We start from the raw sequence: 19,388 nt of genomic DNA on the forward strand, positions 1-19,388 counted from the left end.
TTACGTTATAATCCCGCCCTTTCGTTGTTTCTCGCCCCTTTGCGAGCACACTTTATTTTCAAGGCGCACTGCGCCCGCATGCAGACTAAACGAGGCTAGACCCCTGTGGCATTGACGATTCTTGGCCTGTCCGGCGCCCTTAGCCATGATCCTTCAGCAGCCCTGTACATCGACGGCAAACTGATTGCCGCCGCTGAAGAAGAGCGTTTCGTGCGCGACAAGCATGCAAAGAACCGCATGCCCTACGAGTCGGCGAAGTTCTGCCTGGAACAGGCCGGGATCAAGCCTTCCGACGTTGACGTGGTAGCGATTCCGTTTGCCCCGATCAGCCTGTTCGGCAAGGCTCGCTGGCATTACGCCAAGCGCTACTGGTACGCCCCGGACCGCGCCCTGGACGCGATCCTGATGGGCAACCGTCGCTACAAGCGCTATCGCAAGAAGATCGTCTGGTGCCTGGAGCAACTGGGTTTTGACCCGAAAAAGGTCAAGATCGAGCCGGTGGAGCACCACCTGGCCCACGCCTCCAGTGCCTACCACTGCTCGGGCTTCAAGGAGAAGACCGCGATTCTCGGCATCGACGGCAAGGGCGAATACGCCACTACCTTCTTCGGCTACGGCGAAAACGGCAAGATCCACAAGATCAAGGAGTTCTTCGATCCGGACTCCCTGGGCGGCCTCTATGGCGCGATCACCGAGTTTCTCGGCTTCGAAATGCTCGACGGCGAGTTCAAGGTCATGGGCATGGCGCCTTATGGCGACGCCAGCAAGTACGATTTCTCGCGTCTGGCCAGCTTTGAAAACGGCGAACTGGTGATCAACACCGACTACGCCAACGTCATTGGCCTGCGTCGCTACAAAGAGAAGGGCAAGGGTTTCTACTTCTCGCCAAAACTCATCGAGTGGCTGGGTCCCAAGCGCGAAGGCGACATCGCCGACGAGCCTTACATCCACTACGCCGCGAGCATGCAGGCGCTGTTCGAAAAACTGGCCCTGCAGATGATCGACCACTACCTGGGCGACGTCCTCAAGGAAACCGGCAAGCTGGCTTTCGCCGGCGGCTGCGCGCTGAACGTCAAGCTGAACCAGAAGATCATTGCCCGTCCTGAAGTCAAAGAGCTGTTCGTGCAGCCGGCTTCCGGCGACGCCGGCACCGCCGTGGGCGCTGCTGCGTACGTTTCCCATGCCCGTGGGGTGCCGGTAGAGAAGATGGAACACGTCTATCTCGGCCCGTCCTACAGCAACGAAGACGTGATCGCAGCCTGTGCCCGTCACCCGAACAAACCGGCTTGGCGGCAGATCGACAACACCCCGGAACGCATCGCCAAGATCATGGTCGATGGCAACCCGGTGGCCTGGTTCCAGGGCCGCATGGAGTTTGGTCCACGGGCCTTGGGCGGTCGTTCGATCATTGGTTGCCCGAGCGCCGTGGGCGTTGCCGACCGGATCAACGAGCAGATCAAGTTCCGCGAGCGCTGGAGGCCTTTCTGCCCGTCGATGCTCGACACCGTCGGTCCGCAGATGATCAAGGTCGACCATCCGGCGCCATTCATGACCTTCACCTTCGAAGTGGCTGAAGAGTGGAAGACCCGGGTGCCGGAAGTGGTTCACGAAGACGGCACGTCCCGGGCCCAGGTGCTCAAGCGCGAATACAACCCGCGCTACTACGACATGATGAAGGCGTTGGAAGTCCTGACCGGTAACGGCGTGTCGCTGAACACCTCGTTGAACCGCCGTGGCGAACCAATGATCTGCTCGCCGACCGATGCCCTGAACATGTTCTACGGTTCCGATCTGCAGTACCTGATCATGGAAGACATTCTGGTGGTCAAAGACGGCGTGGACCCTTATGACACGCTCGGCTGAACGCCATGTGCTGCAGTTTTGCCACGGCTATGACGGGCCGTTCCTGGACTGCGCCCGGCAATACGCCAACTTGTTCGCGGGCAGCGGCTATCGGGTGACCACGGTGTTTCTCACCGGGGCCGCCGATGCCGAAGTGGCTGCCGGCTGTGCGTCCGATGAAGTGCTGTTCATGGAATACAGCTCCAAGGCCATTCGTGGCCTCAAGCTGGGTGCCATTCGTGACCTGCGCAAGATTGCCGCCTCGCGCAATTTCAGCTTTTGCATCGCTCACCGCTTCAAGCCGATCTACATCGCTTTGTTGGGCACCCGCTTGCCGGTAGTGGGGGTCCATCACGCCTTTTCCGACTACAAGCGCCGTAGCCGGCAGATCTTCGCTGGACTGTTTCGCAAGCGCCTGAGCCTGTTGGGGGTCTCTGATGCGGTGCGTGACGACATGCGTGCCTGCCTGCCCAAATGGCCTGGGGCGCGCATCCAGACCCTGTACAACCGCATCGACCTGGAAGCCTTGCAGGCCAGCCAGCTGGACGCAGCCCAGGCCCGCAGCGAGCTGGGCCTGTCCGCGGATGCCTGGATTGTCGGCAACGTCGGACGCCTGCACCCGGACAAGGATCAGGCCACTTTGCTGCGGGGCTTTGCCGCCGCCGTGCCGCAATTGCCGCAGCAGAGTCAGCTGGCCATCCTGGGGACCGGACGCCTGGAGAAAGATTTGAAATCCCTGGCCCGTGAACTGGGCGTGGCTGATCGTGTGCTGTTCCTCGGGCAGGTGCCGGACGCTCGGCGCTATTTCCGTGCGTTCGACGTATTTGCCTTGAGCTCCGATCACGAACCCTTTGGCATGGTCCTGCTGGAAGCCATGGCGGCCGGTGTGCCCTTGCTGGCCACCGCCTGCGGCGGTGCAAAGGAAGTGGTAGAGGGTGTGGGCATTCTGTTCCCCCTGGGAGACGCCGAGCACATGGCTCAAGGGCTGCAGCACCTGGCCGCGATGGATGACCATCAGCGCCGGGTCTGTGCCGAGTTGATGCTTGATCGCCTGCGCGAGCGTTTCTCCGACCGTGCTGTACGGGACGTATTCTGGCGTTTGCCGCAAGTCACCGATCTGACCGCGAGGGGCTGATGCTCAATCGATTTCAAGGCTGGCGCGAACGTGGCTGGTCAGTCATTGACGCGTCGACCTATGCCGATGCCTGGCAGCGCTTTGGTGGCAGCGTGGCGACCCATCCGTTGGTGGTGGAGCAACTGGCGGACCTGGCGCAGATTCCCGTGCGTTATCTGGCCTGGGAACAGGACGGCCATCTGCAGGCGGCCATTGCCACCTGGGGGCGGGACCTGGCGCTGTCCAAGGACGTGCTCAAGCGAGCCGGCAAGAAGGGCCTGTTCGACATCGGCAATGCCGAGTTGATCCTTCCGGCAGCGGCCAATGCTCAGGTGCCACTGCGTCATCGTGGGCGTTACCTGTCTGCGCTTAACGAAGGGCGCTTCAGCACCCTCAAGCCTCAGGTCGAACAATTGGCCATGGCCCGTACCCCCGAAGAGCTGTCGAAGAAGTTTCGCTACAACCAGCGCCGCGAACTGCGTCTGTTGGAAGAAGCGGGCGGGGTGGTGCGTGCGGTCAGTGATTTCACCAGTGCTGAGCTGGCGGCCATCTACTGTGACCTGTTCCAGCGCCGCTGGGGCTTTGCGGCCACTGGCGCCGAGCGCATGGCCGAGGTGTTGGAACGCTTGCGCGAGTTGCTGATCGGCTCGGTGATTTTCCTCAACGATGCGCCGATTGCCGTGCAGTTGATCTACCGGGTCGAAGCGCCGCAGTGGATCAGCGTGGAGTATGTCAACGGTGGTGTTGACCCACAGACGCGTGAGTTCAGTCCAGGGAGCGTGCTGAGCTTCCTCAACACCCAGAGTGCCTGGGAACAGGCTCGGGCCCTGGATAAACCGCTGCGTTTCTCCTTTGGCCGCGCCGACCGTGAGTACAAGGACCGTTGGTGCAATCCGGTGCCGGTTTTTCAGGTGTGAGGCCGTTCATGAGTCGCAAACAGCAACTGCTCAAGCGCCACCGGCGCAATAAACGAATCGCCCTGTTGGTGGGCCTGGTGCTGTTGCTGTTGATTGGCGTGCTGGTGGCCTGGTGGTTGCCGCTGCTGCTGGCCGTTCTTGGCTGGCTGGCCCATGAGGCCTGGTTTGCCGATCACCTGTTCTACTCGCCCAAGGACGATTACTGCTATGACTTTGGCAGCGATGCTCGGCAGCTCGCAGTGCGCCTGGAGGCGGGGCGCCTGCTGCTGGACTCGGTACAGGAACTGGCGGCGGACGAGACACTGATTCTTGGGGTGCAGGTCAAGAGTTCCTGGATCGGACGTTTTCTCGATCCGGCCATTGAAGTGCTGGGCGGCCCGACGCTCGATCGCCAGGCGTTCGAGCGAGGCGTCGATGGCCTGCGTTATCTCAACCTTAGCGGCCTGGCTGGCCCGCTGCTCGGCGGCGAGCTGCAATTGCGTGGGCGATTCTGTCGGATTCAGGTCCAGCCGCAGTTGATGGCCTGGCGCGACCCCGACTACCGACGCCAGCGAGTGATGGTGATTGCTCCCCATGCCGACGATGCTGAACTGGCAGCCTTTGGCTTGTACAGCCAGGCCGACGAAGCCTGGATCGTGACCCTGACAGCGGGTGAAATCGAGGCCGAGCATTATCAGGCCATGGGTATGAACGCTGCCGAGGCAGCGCGAATCAAGGGCCGTTTGCGAGCCTGGGACAGTATCGCGGTGCCGCGTTGGGCTGGAGTGCCTGAAGCGCACTGCGTACAGCTGGGGTACTTCTGTCTGCAACTGCCTGCCATGCAGGCCGCGCCGCAACAGCCGGTGGCCTCGCGTGAGGCGCAGTTGAGCGATATCCGCCTGTTCCGCCAGTTCAATCCGTTCCCGCTACCAGCCGATCGGGATGGGCTGCCGACCTGGGACAACCTGTTGGCTGATCTGCGCGAGCTGCTGCTCAAGGCGCGGCCCGAAGTGCTGGTGCTGCCCCATCCGTCACTGGACCCTCATCCTGACCATATCTGTGCCCAGGCAGCGGTAATGCAGGCGCTGGAGGGGTTGGATTGGCAGCCGACCACCGTGCTTGGCTATGCCAATCACCTGCATGACAACGACCGCTGGCCAATGGGTGATTCGGGTGCGGGCATTGCTTTGCCGCCGGTGTTCGATTCGACGACAGTGTTGCGTCCCTGGTGTTTGCCACTGTCCCAGGTTGAGCAATATGACAAGGCCATGGCCTTGGGCATGATGCATGACCTGCAGCCGAGAATGCCGTTCAAGCGGCGCCTGCGCAGGTCGATACAATTGCTTCTGGCTAGTAGAGTGCCTTCGGCCCTGGGAGAGAATGAGTTCTTTCGCAAGGCAGTGCGGCGGCACGAACTGTTCTGGCTGTTGCGGCAGCGATAAAACCGGCATAAACACAGGAATCTGTTGTGCCCCTAACCTGACAGCGAGTCTTTTGTGATCAATCCACGCCCGCGAATCCTGTTTCTCATGCCCTATTTCGGGCGTTGGCCATTCTGGCTGCCGTTTTTTCTCGAAAGCTGCCGACGCAATCCGGATATTGACTGGTTGTTTTTCAGCGATTGTGGGATTCCGGATAATCTGCCGCCGAACGTCCAGTTTGAAAGCATCAGCTTTGCTGATTATTGCGCCTTGGTGTCCCAGCGCCTGAACATCGATTTTGCGCCCAATGCGGCTTACAAGCTCTGTGATATCAGGCCTGCAATGGGTTATATCCATATTGATCGGCTGCAGGGCTACGACTTTTGGGCTTTCGGCGATATCGATCTGGTCTACGGTGACCTGCGGGCCTACTTCACCGCAGATCGTCTGGCGAAGTATGACCTGTTCTCCACCCACGAGCGTCGCGTCGCTGGGCACTTGTGCCTGATACGCAACAGCGCCCGCCAGCTTGAATTGTTCAGGCAGATCAAGGATTGGCAGACGCGCTTTACCGACCAGCAGCATCATGCACTGGATGAAGGGGCGTTCAGTCGGATTTTTCTCTGGCGCAAGAACTTCCCGAAGCCGCTGTTCAAGCTGGTGGGCAAGTTCAATCCATGGCGTCGTCGCAGTGAGTTCACTGAGGCGTTCAGCACGCCGGGCGGAGTGATCGACTGGCATGACGGCAGTCGTGATTTTCCAACGCGCTGGTACTGGAAGGATGGGCATCTGACCAATGACCGCGACGGCGACCGCAGTTTTCCGTATTTCCACTTTGTGTGTTGGAAGCGCAATGAGTGGTCGGATTTGCCTGAGCAGGATGCCAAGGTGGTCCAGGCCCTGGCCGGCGAGTCTTCCTGGGTCATCGATGCCACAGGTTTCCACCGGGGAGAGTTATGAGTCAGCGCTTCAAGGTCCTGCAATTGCAGCCGGACTACAACGTCAAATCCCACGATTTCGCCGACCTGGCGGAGCAGATCGTCAAGGCCTTGCCGACTGACCGGTACGAGATGACGGCGGCCTTCCTGCGCGGGCGACCCGGGCTGGCTGATCCGGTCAGCCGGGCCGATCATTCGGTGTATTTCGAGTTTTCCGACAAGGCCCTCAAAGGCATGCGTCTGCGGGCCATGTGGCGGTTGTATCAGTTCTGCCGCAAGGAAAAGTTCGATGTGGTGATCTGCAATCGCTTCAAGCCGGTGAACATGATGCTGACCCTCAACCGTTGGTTGAAGGTCCCACTGTGCATTGGCATCTCCCATGGTTTCGGTGAGTACGACCGGCTTTACCGGCGGCGCCAGACCCAGCGCCTGATCGACCGGCACTGGCGTTTTGTCGGTGTATCGCCCGCGGTCAAGCAGTACCTGCTGGATTGCCAGTGCGGTTTCACCGACCAGAACACCTGGGCGATCACCAACGCCATCGATATCGAACAGGCCGAAGCCTTGCAGCACTCCCGCGAGCGCTCTCGTGAGTTGTTGGGGCTGGACCCTTCCGTGCGCCTGATCGGTGCGCTGGGGCGCCTGGTGCCGGTCAAGGGCCACACTTACCTGCTGCAGGCATTTGCTCAGCTCAAGGACAAGTACCCGCAGACTCAGTTGGCGATCATTGGCGCCGGGCGCGAAGAGGCCAATCTGCGCGCCGAGATCGAGCGTCTGGGCCTGCAGGGTCGGGCCCACCTGCTGGGCTTCAAGGAGAACGCACTGCAGTATGTGCGTGCCTTCGATATCTGGACCATGCCGTCATTGGCCGAAGGCTTGGGCCTGGCGTTGCTGGAAGGCATGAGCGGGCAGTTACCGGTGATCGCTTCCAATGTACCGGCCATGCTGCCGCTGATTGAAGGGGCCGGTGGCCTGGCGGTTGAGCCGGCCAATGTGCCGGCGCTGACGGCGGCATTGGACAATTACCTGGGGCTCTCCGATGAGGCGTTGGCCGATAAGGGCCAGCAAGCGTACCGCTATCTGCAGAAAGAACATGATATCGAGGTGTTCCGCGAGGAATACCGGCAATTGATCGACTCGGGATTGAGTCAGGCGGGCAAGAGGCAGCAATGACAGACCAGCAACCTGTGGTGACGGTAATCATCGCCTCCTACAACCACGCACCCTATATCGAGCAGAGCATTCTCAGCGTGCTCAACCAGACCTATTCGAACATCGAACTGCTGGTGGTGGATGACGGTTCCAGCGATGACAGCGTCGAGCGTATCCGGCGGCTGCAGGCGTTGCATGGTTTCGACTTCCGCGTTCAGCAGAATCAGGGACTGACCAATACCCTCAATGGCGCCATCGCTCGGGCCAAGGGCAGCCTGATCGTGCCCTTCGGCTCCGACGACATTATGCTGCCCGAGCGTATCGCGACTCAGGTGGCATACCTGGACGGCAAGCCGGAGGTCGGGATCTGCGCCGGCAATATCGAGTTGATCGACAGCGATGGCAACCTGTTTCCCGAAAAGCGCCAGCGCCGTGATGTACCGTTCCGGCGTCTGGATTTCGATGACATGTTCCTTGAGCGCAAGCCTTACCCGCCTGCGCCGACGTTGATGATTCGCCGTGAGGCACTGGAGAAGGTCGGTGGGTTCGACCCGAATATCCGCCTTGAGGACTTGCTGATCGAGCTGAAGATCACCCATGCGGGCTACTTTATCGACGGCTTGAACGTAGTGATGGCGCGTTATCGCAAGCACGCCACCAATTCCTACAAGAACCACCGCTTCATGATCGACAACATCCTGCGCACCTACGCTCTGTTCAGTGAGCATCCGCTGTACGAGGAGGTTCGCTACAAGTTCCTCAGTTCGATGTTCCTCAAGGTGTCCAATCGCGATCGGAAACTGGCTCGCGAATTGTTGGCGCAGATTCCGTTCAAGGCCTGGAACAAGAAAACCTGGCGTGGGCTGGGCCGCTTGTATTTTTCGCCGCTGGAAAAAGACTGAAGGGGCGCCGGAGCATGGGCTGGATTCAACGCTTTCTTGAAAAGCGCGCCAAGCGTGCGATCCGCAAACTGCCGAAAATCGAACGCGGCGTGGTGCGCTTCCAGCAGCGTTATCCGGGTTACAGCATTGGCCGCGGCAGTTATGGCTTGCCTGAGGTGCATGACTGGCAGGAAGGTTCGACCCTGAGCATCGGTGCTTACTGCTCGATCGCCGAAGGCGTGCAGATTTTTCTTGGTGGTCACCACCGTGCGGATTGGGTCAGCACCTACCCCTTTCCCGCAATGCTGCCCCAGGCCGCGCATATCAGCGGTTACGCCGGCACCAATGGCGATGTGCGGGTGGGCAGTGATGTATGGCTGTGCTCCAACAGCACACTGTTGTCCGGTGTGACCATTGGCCATGGCGCGATTGTCGCAGCGGGGGCTCTGGTCACCAAGGATGTGGAGCCCTATGCGGTGGTCGGTGGCAATCCGGCGCGCTTCCTGCGGTGGCGCTTCCCCGAAGAACAGCGCCAGCAGTTGTTGCAGAGTGCCTGGTGGGACTGGCCGGAAGCCGAGTTGCACGGGCTTGCCGACAAGCTGTGCAGTGATGATATCGAAGGCTTCCTGGCCTATGCCCGGCAGCGTCAGGCCTGACGTTCAGCGGCTCAATCCCCTGTGACCTGATTCCCTGACAGCCTTGTGCGACTGTCAGGGTGCAGATGTGGGTGCAGGGTTTCAGTGAGCGCCTTGGCGCTCGTCGCTCGCAGGCAGTTGCTTCAGCAGGCCGGTTGCACGGGACATCGAGGTAGGCAGCGCATACCCCGCCTGTAGTGCATTCAGGTGCTCCTGGAACAGCCAGTTACTGTCTTCGCTATAGCGCTGCATGTGCCGCAGATTGCGCTGGCGCAGTGAAGTTCTCAGCGAGGAGGGGTAAACCCGTAGATCGGCAAGATCGATCAGGCCGAATTCGCCGTTCTCCAGGACCAGCACATTGGCCAGGTGAAGCGAGCGAAAGTACACCCCTTGTTCATGCAGGCGAGCCATGAACGTACCGAAGTCCTTGATCAACTGCGCGCGCTCTTCTGCCGAGCCTGCCAATTGCAGGCGCTGGCGTAGGGTTTGCCCAGGCAGTGGCTGGTAGCGCACGGCGTTGCTGCCGTCGGCAAGTCGGTACAGGCCCAGGATGACCGGGGTGGTAATGCCCAGATCACGCAGTTGCTCGCTGTTTGCGGCAAAGCGCTCGGAGTAGGGGTTGAACCCTCCCGAGGTGTACCAGCGACGAGGGCGGAACAGCTTGAAGAAACTGCCATCCTCCAGACGCAGGACCTTGGGCCCCAGGCCATCGGCTTCGATGACCTGGGCATTGGCGAGCAGTTGTTCGGCTGCGGCCGGGCTCAGCGAGGCTACCTGCATAGGCGGCGAACGTTTGGCGCGCTGGTGAATGCACAGGGCGGCGATCATGGCCAGGGGGATCCACAGCAGGAACCAGTGCTCCTTTGGACGCGAAAGAATCCCGCCGCCTTCTGTCAGGCCGGCGCCAATGCCAAAGACCAACCAGCTGGAAGCCAGGATCAGCAAGGGTGTGGCGCGAAGCTGCCAGCTCTTGAGCAGGGCCCAGGCCTGCATGAACAGCCACGGCAGCAGGCCGAAGATGCCCACATAGTAGAGAACCCCCAGGGCGAAGTTGTGTGGCTCTTCCAGGAGGAAGCCGATACCCGGGTCCAGGGACAGGCTGGCGTTATAGCCATGACCGATCCAGGGATGATTGACGATCTGCTCCAGCGCCAGGCGCCAGAGGTCGAAGCGCGAAGAGCTGCCACGCTCCAGAAGCATCTGCGAGAACAGGAGCAGGACCGCCGCGCCGCCTACTGCCATGCCCGCAAGCAGCATCAACGAGCGGCGGTTCCAGCTGATGAAGCTCAGCCAGAGAGCGGCCAGGGTCAGCGCCACCAAGGGCGTCCTGGAGCCGGTGGCAATCAGTGCGGCAAACATGATGGCCATTGCCGGAATGCTCAGCCAGAGCATCTGGTAGCGGCGACAGGTCATGCTCAGGCTCAGCCAGTAGACGCAGAAGAACCCGAAGACGTGGGAGCTCAGCAGCGGATTGTCAAAGGCTCCGGCACCCACCATGCGCAGATCGGGGGTGTGGTAGCGAACGAAGACGTACAGGTTGAAGATCGAGGCGAGCAGGGCAACGATCGCCGCGCAGAAGATCAGTGGCTGCACTATGTCATTGCGATAGCGCACCAGCAGGGTACAGCCGGCGAACAGCATCAGCGTATGCAAAGGGGTCTTGATCTCTCCTAGCACGCTGTCGACCGGCGGGCTCCAGGCCAGGCTGACGATGGCCCAGGTACAGAACAGCAGCATGGCGATGAAGATAGGCTCGCGCAGCAGTCCTTTCAGTTCGCTGGGGCGTGTACACAGGGCAATCAGCGTCGGGATGCTGAACAGGCCGTAGTACAGCTTGTGCAACTGACTGCGGCCGGGGAGGAAAAACAGCGCGCAGAGCAGCAATAGATACCCTAGCGGCAGAATCCACAGGCAAATGAAATCGAATACTCGATTCGACGTGTTGCGAAGAGCGTTGGGTTGCATGCTTAGACGTTCATCCCGGAAGTTAAGCCGGCAATCATAGCGATTAATACCAGGTGGTGTCGTTGGTCAGCTGAACAATCTCGGTCCCTTGGGAGTGCCGGTACCTCGAACAAGCTGTGCTAAAGTCAGCCTCCTTTTTGACGACATTCCCGTGATATGACCGACTCCAGTCCCAGCGCAAGCCCTTCGAGCTTGAAAATCTACTTCCGTCTGCTTGGCTATGTGCGGCCCTATATTGGTCTGTTTCTCATCAGCATCGTCGGGTTCCTGATCTTCGCTTCGACCCAGCCCATGCTCGGCTACATCCTCAAGTATTTCGTCGATGGCCTGTCCAATCCCGAGGCTGCGCTGTTTCCCACTGTGCCCTACCTGCGAGACATGCGGCTGCTGCAGGCGGTGCCACTGTTGATCGTGCTGATCGCTGCCTGGCAGGGCCTGGGTTCCTACTTGGGCAACTACTTCCTGGCCAAGGTTTCCCTGGGCTTGGTGCATGACCTGCGGGTGCAGTTGTTCAACAACCTGTTGACCCTGCCCAACCGCTACTTCGACAAGCACAACTCGGGACACCTGATCTCGCGCATCACGTTCAACGTGACCATGGTTACGGGGGCCGCGACCGATGCGATCAAGGTGGTGATCCGCGAAGGCATGACGGTGATCTTCCTGTTTGCCTCGCTGTTGTGGATGAACTGGCGCCTGACCCTGGTGATGATTGCCATCCTGCCGCTGATTGCGATCATGGTGCGTACCGCCAGCAAGAAATTCCGCAAGCAAAGCAAGAAGATCCAGGTGGCCATGGGCGACGTGACTCACGTTGCCTCGGAAACCATCCAGGGCTATCGCGTGGTACGCAGCTTTGGCGGCGAGACCTATGAGCAGCAGCGCTTTCTGGCGGCCAGCCAGGGCAACACCGACAAGCAACTGCGCATGACCCGCACCGGCGCGATCTACACGCCGCTGCTGCAACTGGTGATCTACAGCGCCATGGCGGTGCTGATGTTCCTGGTCCTGTATCTGCGTGGCGATGCGTCGGCGGGGGAAATGGTGGCCTACATCACCATGGCCGGGTTGCTGCCCAAGCCCATTCGTCAGCTGTCGGAAGTCAGCTCCACCATCCAGAAAGGCGTGGCCGGCGCGGAAAGCATTTTCGAACAGTTGGACGTCGAGCCCGAGGTCGATCGTGGCACGGTGGAACACGCCAGCATCAGCGGACACCTGGAAGTGCGTAACCTGAGCTTCACCTATCCAGGTACCGAGCGTCAGGTGCTGGACGACATCAGCTTCAGCGTCGAGCCCGGAAAAATGGTCGCCCTGGTGGGGCGTTCCGGCAGCGGCAAGTCGACCCTGGCCAACCTGATCCCGCGCTTCTATCACCATGACAAGGGCCAGATCCTTCTGGACGGCACCGAGGTCGAGGATTACCGCCTGCTGAACCTGCGTCGGCATATCGCCCAGGTTACCCAGCACGTCACCCTGTTCAGCGACACCGTGGCCAACAACATTGCCTATGGCGACCTGGCCGGGGCACCGCGGGCGGACATCGAAAAGGCCGCGGCCGACGCCTACGCCATGGACTTCATCGCTCAGTTGCCAGAAGGCCTCGACACTCAGGTGGGGGAGAACGGCGTGCTGCTTTCGGGTGGCCAGCGTCAGCGCCTGGCGATTGCCAGGGCCTTGCTGAAGAACGCTCCGCTGCTGATTCTCGACGAGGCCACCTCAGCCCTGGACACCGAGTCCGAGCGGCATATCCAGGCTGCCCTGGACAAGGTCATGAAGGGACGTACCACCCTGGTGATTGCGCACCGTCTGTCCACTATCGAGAAGGCGGACATGATCCTGGTCATGGATCAGGGACGGATTGTCGAGCGCGGCACTCACGCCCAGTTGCTGGCCCAGAATGGCTACTACTCGCGGTTGCACGCCATGGGTCTGGAAGAGCCCGCACCCACCGGGATCGCCTGAGTCTTTCCGGGGAGCGAGCCCGCTCGTTCCCCGGAGCCTCCAGGGTGTGCAAGGCACCTTGGCATCATTTGTATGGCCCGTCTTACAGTCTTGACCAAGGCTAAATAATTCTGCGTTTCACGCTTGTTATGGTTCCCGCCTGAATCTTCGAATGGATCGAGAGGGCCATCCTTCTCGCGTGGGTACCGCAATGCTGCAACGTTTTGTGTGGAAGTTATTACCCAAGACCCAGCGTCATTTCCTGTTGGGTCGCCTGTCGGTGGTGGATCGTCAGGTGGTGAACAAGTCCATGTCCGCCAATGTGCGGTTCCCCGATGCTTTTGCCCGTCATTCCTGTCTGTTTATCCATGTTCCCAAGTGTGCCGGCAGCAGCGTCTGTTCGGCCCTGTTCGACGGGTGGATGCCGGGGCATCTGCCGTTGTACTGGTATGAGCAACAGTTCCCCCGGGCGTTTTCCAGCAGCTTCAAGTTCGCCTTCGTCCGCGATCCCCTGGAACGCGCCTATTCGGCCTATGCCTTTCTGCGGGGCAACCGCCTGGGGCGACGGGATCAGGCGGCCCAGAGCCTGGTGACGCACTACCGGGACTTCGACGACTTCGTCGGCCGCTGGCTGCACTCGGAGAATATCCACAGGCAGATGCATTTCGCGCCCCAGAGCGACTTCCTCACCGACTCCCTGGGGCGCCTGGCCCTGGACTTCATCGGCTATCAGGAATACCTGCAACGTGACTTCCAGCTGTTGTGCCAGCAGTTGGGGGTCGATGCCCAACTGCCCCATGTCAACGGCACTGCTCAACGCCGCACTACCCCTGTCAGGGAATTCTGCTCGGTACGCACCCGTCGCCTGGTGCGCCGTGTCTATCAACGCGACTACGAGATGCTGGGTTATGAATAAGCTCGCTTGTGCGCCTTTGGAGCAACTGCAGATCCGCCCCTACAGCCTGTCGCTGTCCATCGAGGCCCGGGCCGCCCTCAAGCAGCAGAAGCCCTGTTGTCTATGGCTGACGGGCCTGTCGGGGGCCGGCAAGTCGACCCTGGCCAACCTGCTGGAACTGCGCCTCAACGAGTTGGGCATGCATACCTTCGTCCTCGATGGTGACAATGTGCGCAGTGGGCTGTGCCGTGACCTGGGAATGGGGGCCGAGGCACGCAAGGAAAATGTCCGCCGCATGGCCGAGGTGGCGCGGCTGATGGTGGAGGCTGGGCTGTTGGTGATCGTGTCGGCGATTTCACCGTTTCGCGCCGATCGTGATGCTGCCCGGGCGCTGTTCGGGGCTGGACAGTTTATCGAGGTGTACATCAGCACGCCGTTCCAGGCCTGTGCCCGGCGTGACCCCAAGGGCCTGTATCAGGCGGCCCTGGAGGGCCGTATCAAGGATTTCACCGGGCTCGACAGTCCTTACGAAGCGCCGCTGCAAGCCGATTGCGAGATCGATACGTCCTGCGTGGAGTTGCCGGAGGCGATCCGCCAGCTGCTGCAACTGCTGCCGTGTAAATGAATCGTAGAAAATCTTCGCTGGCCTCACTCAAGGCATAGAACTAGGCGGCGCCAACCCTGTGTTAATATCGCGCCCCTGTTCATTTTGTATGTGGGATGCTCCATGAAGTTGTCCATGCCGCGATTCGATCAAGCCCCTGTCTTGGTGGTCGGCGATGTCATGCTCGACCGTTACTGGCATGGTGGTACCTCACGGATTTCCCCTGAGGCGCCGGTGCCGGTGGTCAAGGTCGAGCAGATCGAGGACCGCCCGGGTGGTGCCGCCAACGTTGCCCTGAACATCGCCGCCCTCGGTGCGCCCGCCTCCCTGGTCGGGGTGACCGGTGACGATGAGGCTGCCGACAGCCTGGCCAACAGCCTGCAAGGTGCGGGCGTACGTGCACTGTTCCAGCGCATTGCCCACCAGCCGACCATCGTCAAGCTGCGGGTCATGAGCCGTCACCAACAGCTGCTGCGCATCGACTTTGAAGAACCCTTTGCCACCGACGCCCTGGCCCTGGCCGCCGAGGTCGACGCTTTGCTCGACGGCATCAAGGTGCTGGTGCTGTCCGACTATGGCAAAGGCGCTCTGCGTAACCATCAGGTGCTGATCGCGGCCGCGCGGGCCCGTGGCATTCCGGTGCTGGCGGACCCCAAGGGCAAGGATTTCTCCATCTACCGTGGTGCCAGCCTGATCACGCCGAACCTCAGCGAGTTCGAAACCATCGTCGGCGGCTGCGCCGACGAGCACGAACTGGTGAGCAAGGGCGCCAAGCTCATGCACGATCTGGAGCTGGGGGCGCTGCTGGTGACCCGTGGTGAGCACGGCATGACCCTGTTGCGTCCGGATCATCCGGCCCTGCATCTGCCGGCCCGTGCCCGTGAAGTGTTCGACGTCACTGGGGCCGGTGATACCGTGATTTCGACCTTGGCGGCAGCGATTGCCGCCGGTGAAGAGCTGCCCCACGCGGTGGGCCTGGCCAATCTGGCCGCGGGCATTGTGGTCGGCAAGCTGGGGACGGCGGCCATCAGTGCACCGGAGCTGCGTCGGGCGATCCAGCGCGAGGAAGGTTCCGAGCGCGGTGTTCTGAGTCTCGATCAGCTGTTGCTGGCCATCGATGATGCCCGGGCGCACAACGAGAAGATCGTGTTCACCAATGGCTGCTTCGACATCCTTCACGCTGGGCATGTGACCTACCTTGAACAGGCCCGGGCTCAAGGGGACCGATTGATCGTGGCGATCAACGACGATGCTTCGGTCAGCCGCCTCAAGGGGCCTGGACGTCCGATCAACAGTGTCGACCGGCGCATGGCGGTGCTGGCGGGGCTGGGGGCTGTGGACTGGGTGATCAGCTTTTCTGAAGGCACTCCGGAAAACCTGCTGTCCCAGGTCCGCCCGGACGTGCTGGTCAAGGGTGGCGACTACGGCATCGATCAGGTGGTAGGCGCCGATATCGTTACGGCGTATGGCGGCACGGTGAAGGTGCTGGGATTGGTGGAGAACAGCTCGACCACCGCCATCGTCGAGAAGATCCGCAAGACCGACAAGGCCCAGTAACGGTTGCAGTCTGAAAAAACGGCGCCTGCTTCAGGCGCCGTTTTTTTTGCCTCAGCCTTGGCGCCTGGCCTTGGCGGGAACCATCTTGCGCAGGATCTGCCGGGCCTTGCCGGTCAGGCGCGAAAGCTTCGAGTCCTTTTCCGGTTCGCTCAGGCCTCGTTGCCTGAGCCAGTCCTTCCAGCGAATCCGCTCCTCACGCACCACCCAGCCTTCCTGCTGGGCGAAGCTTTCCGCCAGGTACAGGCCGCGGGTGCTGGCCGGGTGCAGTTGATCCTTCTTCAAGGTGTAAAGCTCGGCACAGGGCTGGCCATTGTCCAGGGGCATCAGGTACAGATCCGGCCGCTTGCGGTCCAGGCGCGCCACCAACTGGTCACCTTCCAGGCGCTCGTCGACGTGGAACAGGCTCAGCGACTTGGCTTCCTTGGGGACGTCCAGGCGCAGGTCGTAGATCAGTTGCAACGAGGCGGTGGGCAGGTGCACGTAGGCCCGGGGTCGCTCCAGCAATTGCAGGTTGGCGCAGCGTACCGGTCGCGCGGCTCCGGACAGTGGAGTCAGGCGAAAGGGCAGGGCCTCGCGATAATGCAGGGCCCCGGCGTAAGGGGCAGGTAGCCAAGTGTCGTTGAAGCGTCCGCCGAGCCAGCCTTCCGGGGTTTCCAGCAGGCATTCCTCGGCGATTTCCTGGATGGCCGTGTGCAGCGGCAGGTTCAGTTCATGGGCGGGTACGTAGCCGGAGATCAGCTTGAGCACCACGTCGCCGCGGTCCTGGCGTCGCTGGCGCACCAGCACCCAGTAGTCACGGTTCTGCCAGTGCAGGGTCAGGCGTACAGAAACCCCGAGGTTGGCCAGTTCCAATGCAAACCTTTCGTGGTCTGCCACCGTCACCGCGCGCCGGCGCTGCAGGGTCTGAGCGAAGTTCAGCGGCCTCCCGACGCTCTGGTAGCAGAGGCCTTCGGGAGTCGCTTCGACGAACAGCGGCAGGGTCTTGAAGTTGCTGGGATTCTTTCTAATGAGCGGTCGCGACATCTCGGCTCCTTCTTGCGTCGGGGTCGGCCGCGTCGGCGGCATCAGTTTTTGCCTAAAACCTGTGCCACGGTCGCCACGTTATGGGCCAGGTGCAACGGGTTGATGGTCCCGACGATAGCACTGGCAACGCCGGGCCGCTCAAACAGCAGTTCGAAGCTGGCCCGCACCGGGTCGATGCCCGGACTCAGGCAGACATGGCCGCTGGCCAGGGCCTTTTTCACCAGGATGCCCTTGTGGTGGTCGGCGGCATAGTCAATGACCGCCCGCTCGGCCTGTTCGTTCAGATTGTAGGTAACCATGGCGCAATCGCCTTGTTCCAGAGCCTTCAGACCGCCGTCGACGGTCTTGCCGGAGAAGCCGAAGCCACGGATCTTGCCCTCCTGCTTGAGCTGCGCCAGGGTCTGGTAGACCTCGCTCTGGTCGAGAATGGCCAGGTCGTTGCCGTCGGAATGCACCAGCACCAGGTCGATGAAGTCGGTTTCCAGGCGTTGCAGGCTGCGCTCCACGGACAGTCGCGTGTGAGCGGCACTGAAGTCGTGGCGGGACACGCCGTCGGCAAACTCTTCACCGACCTTGCTGACGATCACCCATTCCTGGCGCTGGCCGCGTAGCAGGGGGCCCAAGCGATCTTCGCTGCGGCCGTAGGCGGGGGCGGTGTCGATCAGGTTGATGCCCAGATCGCGGGTCAGCTTGAGCAGCATGCGGGCTTCCTGGTCATCCGGGATCTGGAAGCCGCTGGGGTACTTCACCCCTTGATCACGGCCCAGCTTGACCGTGCCCAGGCCCAGAGGCGAAACCATCAGGCCGGTGCTGCCGATGGGGCGATGCAGGTTATGCAGGGTCGGCTGGCTCATGGCAGCAGTTGCTCCCAGGCCGGTTGTGCCAGGGGCGGCTTGGGCAGGGCGGGAAGTGGATCACTGTGGCCTGGACGAATGCCGTCGCGCTCCAGAGCCGCGAGAACGCGGTCGGCGAAGTCCGGCGCCAGGGCCAGTTTGGTCGGCCAACCCACCAGCAGGCGATCCTGCTCGGCGAGGAAGGCGTTATCCGGCCGGGTCAGGCCCGATTGCGCCGGCTCGGCCCGATCCACTCGCAAGGTGGCCCACTGCGCCTGGCTCAGGTCGACCCAAGGCAGCAACTGTCCCAGTTCCTTTTGGGCAGCAGCGATCTGCGCCGCCGGTTCCCGGGCCACGCCTTCGGCTTCGGCGAGATCGCCTCCCAGGTACCAGACCCATTGGCCGTCGGCAGCCGGGTGAGTGGTGACGGTGATCCGGGGTTTGGGGCCGCCGCCCAGGCAATGGGCGTACAGGGGTTTAAGGGTTGGCCCCTTGACCAGCACCATGTGCAGCGGACGTTGCTGCATGGCCGGCTGACTCAGGCCGATAGCCTTGAGCAGGTCGGCATTGCCGGCACCGGCGCTGAGGACGATGCGTTGCGCGCGGATCTCGCGTTCATCGATCCGCAGGCCCACCAGATGATCATTCTCCAGTAGGGGCTCGATCTTCTGTCCGGCCAGCAGGCTATCGCCGCCGAGGTCTGCCAGACGCTGGATGACGCTAGGCACATCCACCACCAGCTCGGCCAGGCGATAGACCTTGCCTTTGAAGCGTTTGTCTTGCAGGGCCGGGGGCAATTGTTCGCCCTTGACCTGATCGACCCGGCCGCGCACGGCCTTACTGGCAAAGAAGCTGGTGAGGTTGCCGGCCAGGGTGCCGGGAGACCAGAGGTAATGGGCGTCGGACAGCAGGCGCACGCCGGACAGGTCCAGCTCGCCGGTGCCGGCCAAGGCTTCGCGCCAGCGCCGCGGCATGTCGGCGATGGCTTCCGAGGCACCGGTGAGGGCGCCGTGCAGGGCGTATTTGGCGCCGCCGTGGATGATCCCCTGGGATTTCACGCTCTGTCCGCCACCGAGGCTGGCGCTTTCCACCAGTACAGTGGAAAAGCCCTGGCGCCGCAGGCGGGCGTTCAGCCAGAGACCGGCGACGCCTGCGCCGACAATCAGCACATCGGTAGAAATAGCGGATGGCATGCAGCGACCTCAGTGTTCAAAACGAGAGGCGCAGTATACAGGCTCGTGAATCTGTAGGAGCGCCCAGGCGAACCCCGTGACAGGTTGTCACGCGGTGGGCTGCTCGCCGGCAAGCCGGCTCCTGCATGAGCAGAGGGTCAGTGCCCGGCGGTTTTAGAGAACAGCTGGATCACCACCACGCCGAGGACGATCAGCGCCATGCCCAGCATGGCCGGGATATCCAACTTCTGGCCGTAGAGAAACAGGGCGGCGATGCTGACCATGACGATGCCCATGCCTGCCCACACTGCATAGGCCACGCCTACCGGGACGGTGCGCACTACCAGGGTCAGCATCCAGAACGCCACGCCGTAGCCGACGATGATCAGCGCCAGGGGCAGCGGTGTGCTCAAGCCCTTGACCGCTTTCATTGAAACAGTGGCAATTACTTCCGCGCAGATGGCGATGGCCAGGTAGTAGTAAGCGTTCATGGGAGGGTTCCTCGTGTCTGGGACTGCT

General features: G+C 61.5%; 17 protein-coding genes. 12 read left to right on the plus strand and 5 right to left on the minus strand.

All coding sequences use genetic code 11. The annotated features are described in order from the left end of the window. Positions 1 to 105 precede the first annotated feature (105 nt). Genes KHO49_RS03620 through KHO49_RS03655 form a run of 8 tightly spaced genes read left to right on the plus strand, consistent with a single transcriptional unit; the run spans position 106 to position 8,900 of the window. A complete protein-coding gene (locus KHO49_RS03620) occupies positions 106 to 1,863 on the plus strand; it encodes a carbamoyltransferase family protein (RefSeq protein ID WP_102862868.1) in 1,758 nt (585 codons plus the stop codon). Then, positions 1,847 to 2,977, plus strand: coding sequence for a glycosyltransferase (locus KHO49_RS03625; protein WP_213664631.1), 1,131 nt, complete (start codon positions 1,847 to 1,849; stop codon positions 2,975 to 2,977). The genes KHO49_RS03620 and KHO49_RS03625 overlap by 17 nt, the downstream gene beginning before the upstream one ends. Then, positions 2,977 to 3,873, plus strand: coding sequence for an antimicrobial resistance protein Mig-14 (locus tag KHO49_RS03630; RefSeq protein WP_213664632.1), 897 nt, complete (start codon positions 2,977 to 2,979; stop codon positions 3,871 to 3,873). The genes KHO49_RS03625 and KHO49_RS03630 overlap by 1 nt, the downstream gene beginning before the upstream one ends. An 8-nt stretch (positions 3,874 to 3,881) precedes the next feature. After that, positions 3,882 to 5,294, plus strand: coding sequence for a PIG-L deacetylase family protein (locus tag KHO49_RS03635; RefSeq protein ID WP_213664633.1), 1,413 nt, complete (start codon positions 3,882 to 3,884; stop codon positions 5,292 to 5,294). Between the two features lie 54 nt (positions 5,295 to 5,348). Further along, positions 5,349 to 6,233 carry a DUF6625 family protein gene (locus KHO49_RS03640; RefSeq protein ID WP_110650975.1) on the plus strand — a complete coding sequence of 295 codons (885 nt, stop codon included), beginning with the start codon at positions 5,349 to 5,351 and terminating at the stop codon, positions 6,231 to 6,233. Further along, positions 6,230 to 7,384, plus strand: a complete 1,155-nt coding sequence (locus KHO49_RS03645; protein WP_213664634.1) for a glycosyltransferase — start codon at positions 6,230 to 6,232, stop codon at positions 7,382 to 7,384. The genes KHO49_RS03640 and KHO49_RS03645 overlap by 4 nt, the downstream gene beginning before the upstream one ends. Continuing rightward, on the plus strand, positions 7,381 to 8,265 hold the full coding sequence (locus KHO49_RS03650) for a glycosyltransferase (RefSeq protein ID WP_213664635.1): 885 nt from the start codon (positions 7,381 to 7,383) through the stop codon (positions 8,263 to 8,265). Before KHO49_RS03645 ends, KHO49_RS03650 begins: the two co-directional genes overlap by 4 nt. 14 nt (positions 8,266 to 8,279) lie before the next feature. Further along, positions 8,280 to 8,900, plus strand: coding sequence for a CatB-related O-acetyltransferase (locus KHO49_RS03655; protein WP_102862875.1), 621 nt, complete (start codon positions 8,280 to 8,282; stop codon positions 8,898 to 8,900). An 81-nt stretch (positions 8,901 to 8,981) separates the two neighbouring features. Here KHO49_RS03655 and KHO49_RS03660 read toward each other — a convergent pair whose 3' ends face one another. After that, a complete protein-coding gene (locus KHO49_RS03660) occupies positions 8,982 to 10,844 on the minus strand; it encodes an O-antigen ligase family protein (RefSeq protein ID WP_213664636.1) in 1,863 nt (620 codons plus the stop codon). Positions 10,845 to 11,000: 156 nt separating this feature from the next. Here KHO49_RS03660 and msbA point away from each other — a divergent pair, with 156 nt between their 5' ends. From msbA to hldE, 4 genes are all read left to right on the plus strand, one after another. After that, positions 11,001 to 12,806, plus strand: a complete 1,806-nt coding sequence (msbA, locus tag KHO49_RS03665; protein WP_102882032.1) for a lipid A export permease/ATP-binding protein MsbA — start codon at positions 11,001 to 11,003, stop codon at positions 12,804 to 12,806. Positions 12,807 to 12,996: 190 nt separating this feature from the next. Beyond that, complete coding sequence (locus tag KHO49_RS03670; protein ID WP_102862878.1) at positions 12,997 to 13,701, plus strand: sulfotransferase family 2 domain-containing protein; 705 nt, start codon at positions 12,997 to 12,999, stop codon at positions 13,699 to 13,701. After that, positions 13,694 to 14,305 carry an adenylyl-sulfate kinase gene (gene cysC, locus KHO49_RS03675; protein WP_213664637.1) on the plus strand — a complete coding sequence of 204 codons (612 nt, stop codon included), beginning with the start codon at positions 13,694 to 13,696 and terminating at the stop codon, positions 14,303 to 14,305. The genes KHO49_RS03670 and cysC overlap by 8 nt, the downstream gene beginning before the upstream one ends. A 102-nt stretch (positions 14,306 to 14,407) precedes the next feature. Further along, a complete protein-coding gene (gene hldE / locus KHO49_RS03680) occupies positions 14,408 to 15,841 on the plus strand; it encodes a bifunctional D-glycero-beta-D-manno-heptose-7-phosphate kinase/D-glycero-beta-D-manno-heptose 1-phosphate adenylyltransferase HldE (RefSeq protein ID WP_102863061.1) in 1,434 nt (477 codons plus the stop codon). Positions 15,842 to 15,892: 51 nt separating this feature from the next. Here the strand turns inward: hldE and KHO49_RS03685 are convergent, their stop codons facing one another. The 4 genes from KHO49_RS03685 to KHO49_RS03700 form a co-directional block, all read right to left on the minus strand. Then, a complete protein-coding gene (locus KHO49_RS03685; RefSeq protein ID WP_102862880.1) occupies positions 15,893 to 16,864 on the minus strand; it encodes a metal ABC transporter ATPase in 972 nt (323 codons plus the stop codon). Between the two features lie 41 nt (positions 16,865 to 16,905). Further along, positions 16,906 to 17,718 carry an aldo/keto reductase gene (locus KHO49_RS03690; RefSeq protein WP_213664638.1) on the minus strand — a complete coding sequence of 271 codons (813 nt, stop codon included), beginning with the start codon at positions 17,716 to 17,718 and terminating at the stop codon, positions 16,906 to 16,908. Further along, positions 17,715 to 18,890 (minus strand): NAD(P)/FAD-dependent oxidoreductase, encoded by a 1,176-nt coding sequence (locus KHO49_RS03695; RefSeq protein WP_123391313.1) that lies wholly within the window; start codon positions 18,888 to 18,890, stop codon positions 17,715 to 17,717. Before KHO49_RS03695 ends, KHO49_RS03690 begins: the two co-directional genes overlap by 4 nt. A gap of 137 nt (positions 18,891 to 19,027) precedes the next feature. Then, positions 19,028 to 19,360, minus strand: coding sequence for a DMT family transporter (locus KHO49_RS03700; RefSeq protein WP_011058907.1), 333 nt, complete (start codon positions 19,358 to 19,360; stop codon positions 19,028 to 19,030). Between the last annotated feature and the right edge of the window lie 28 nt (positions 19,361 to 19,388).

The sequence above is a fragment of the Pseudomonas sp. RC4D1 genome (genome assembly GCF_018390395.1).
GTDB classification, from domain to species: Bacteria; Pseudomonadota; Gammaproteobacteria; order Pseudomonadales; family Pseudomonadaceae; genus Aquipseudomonas; species Aquipseudomonas danubii.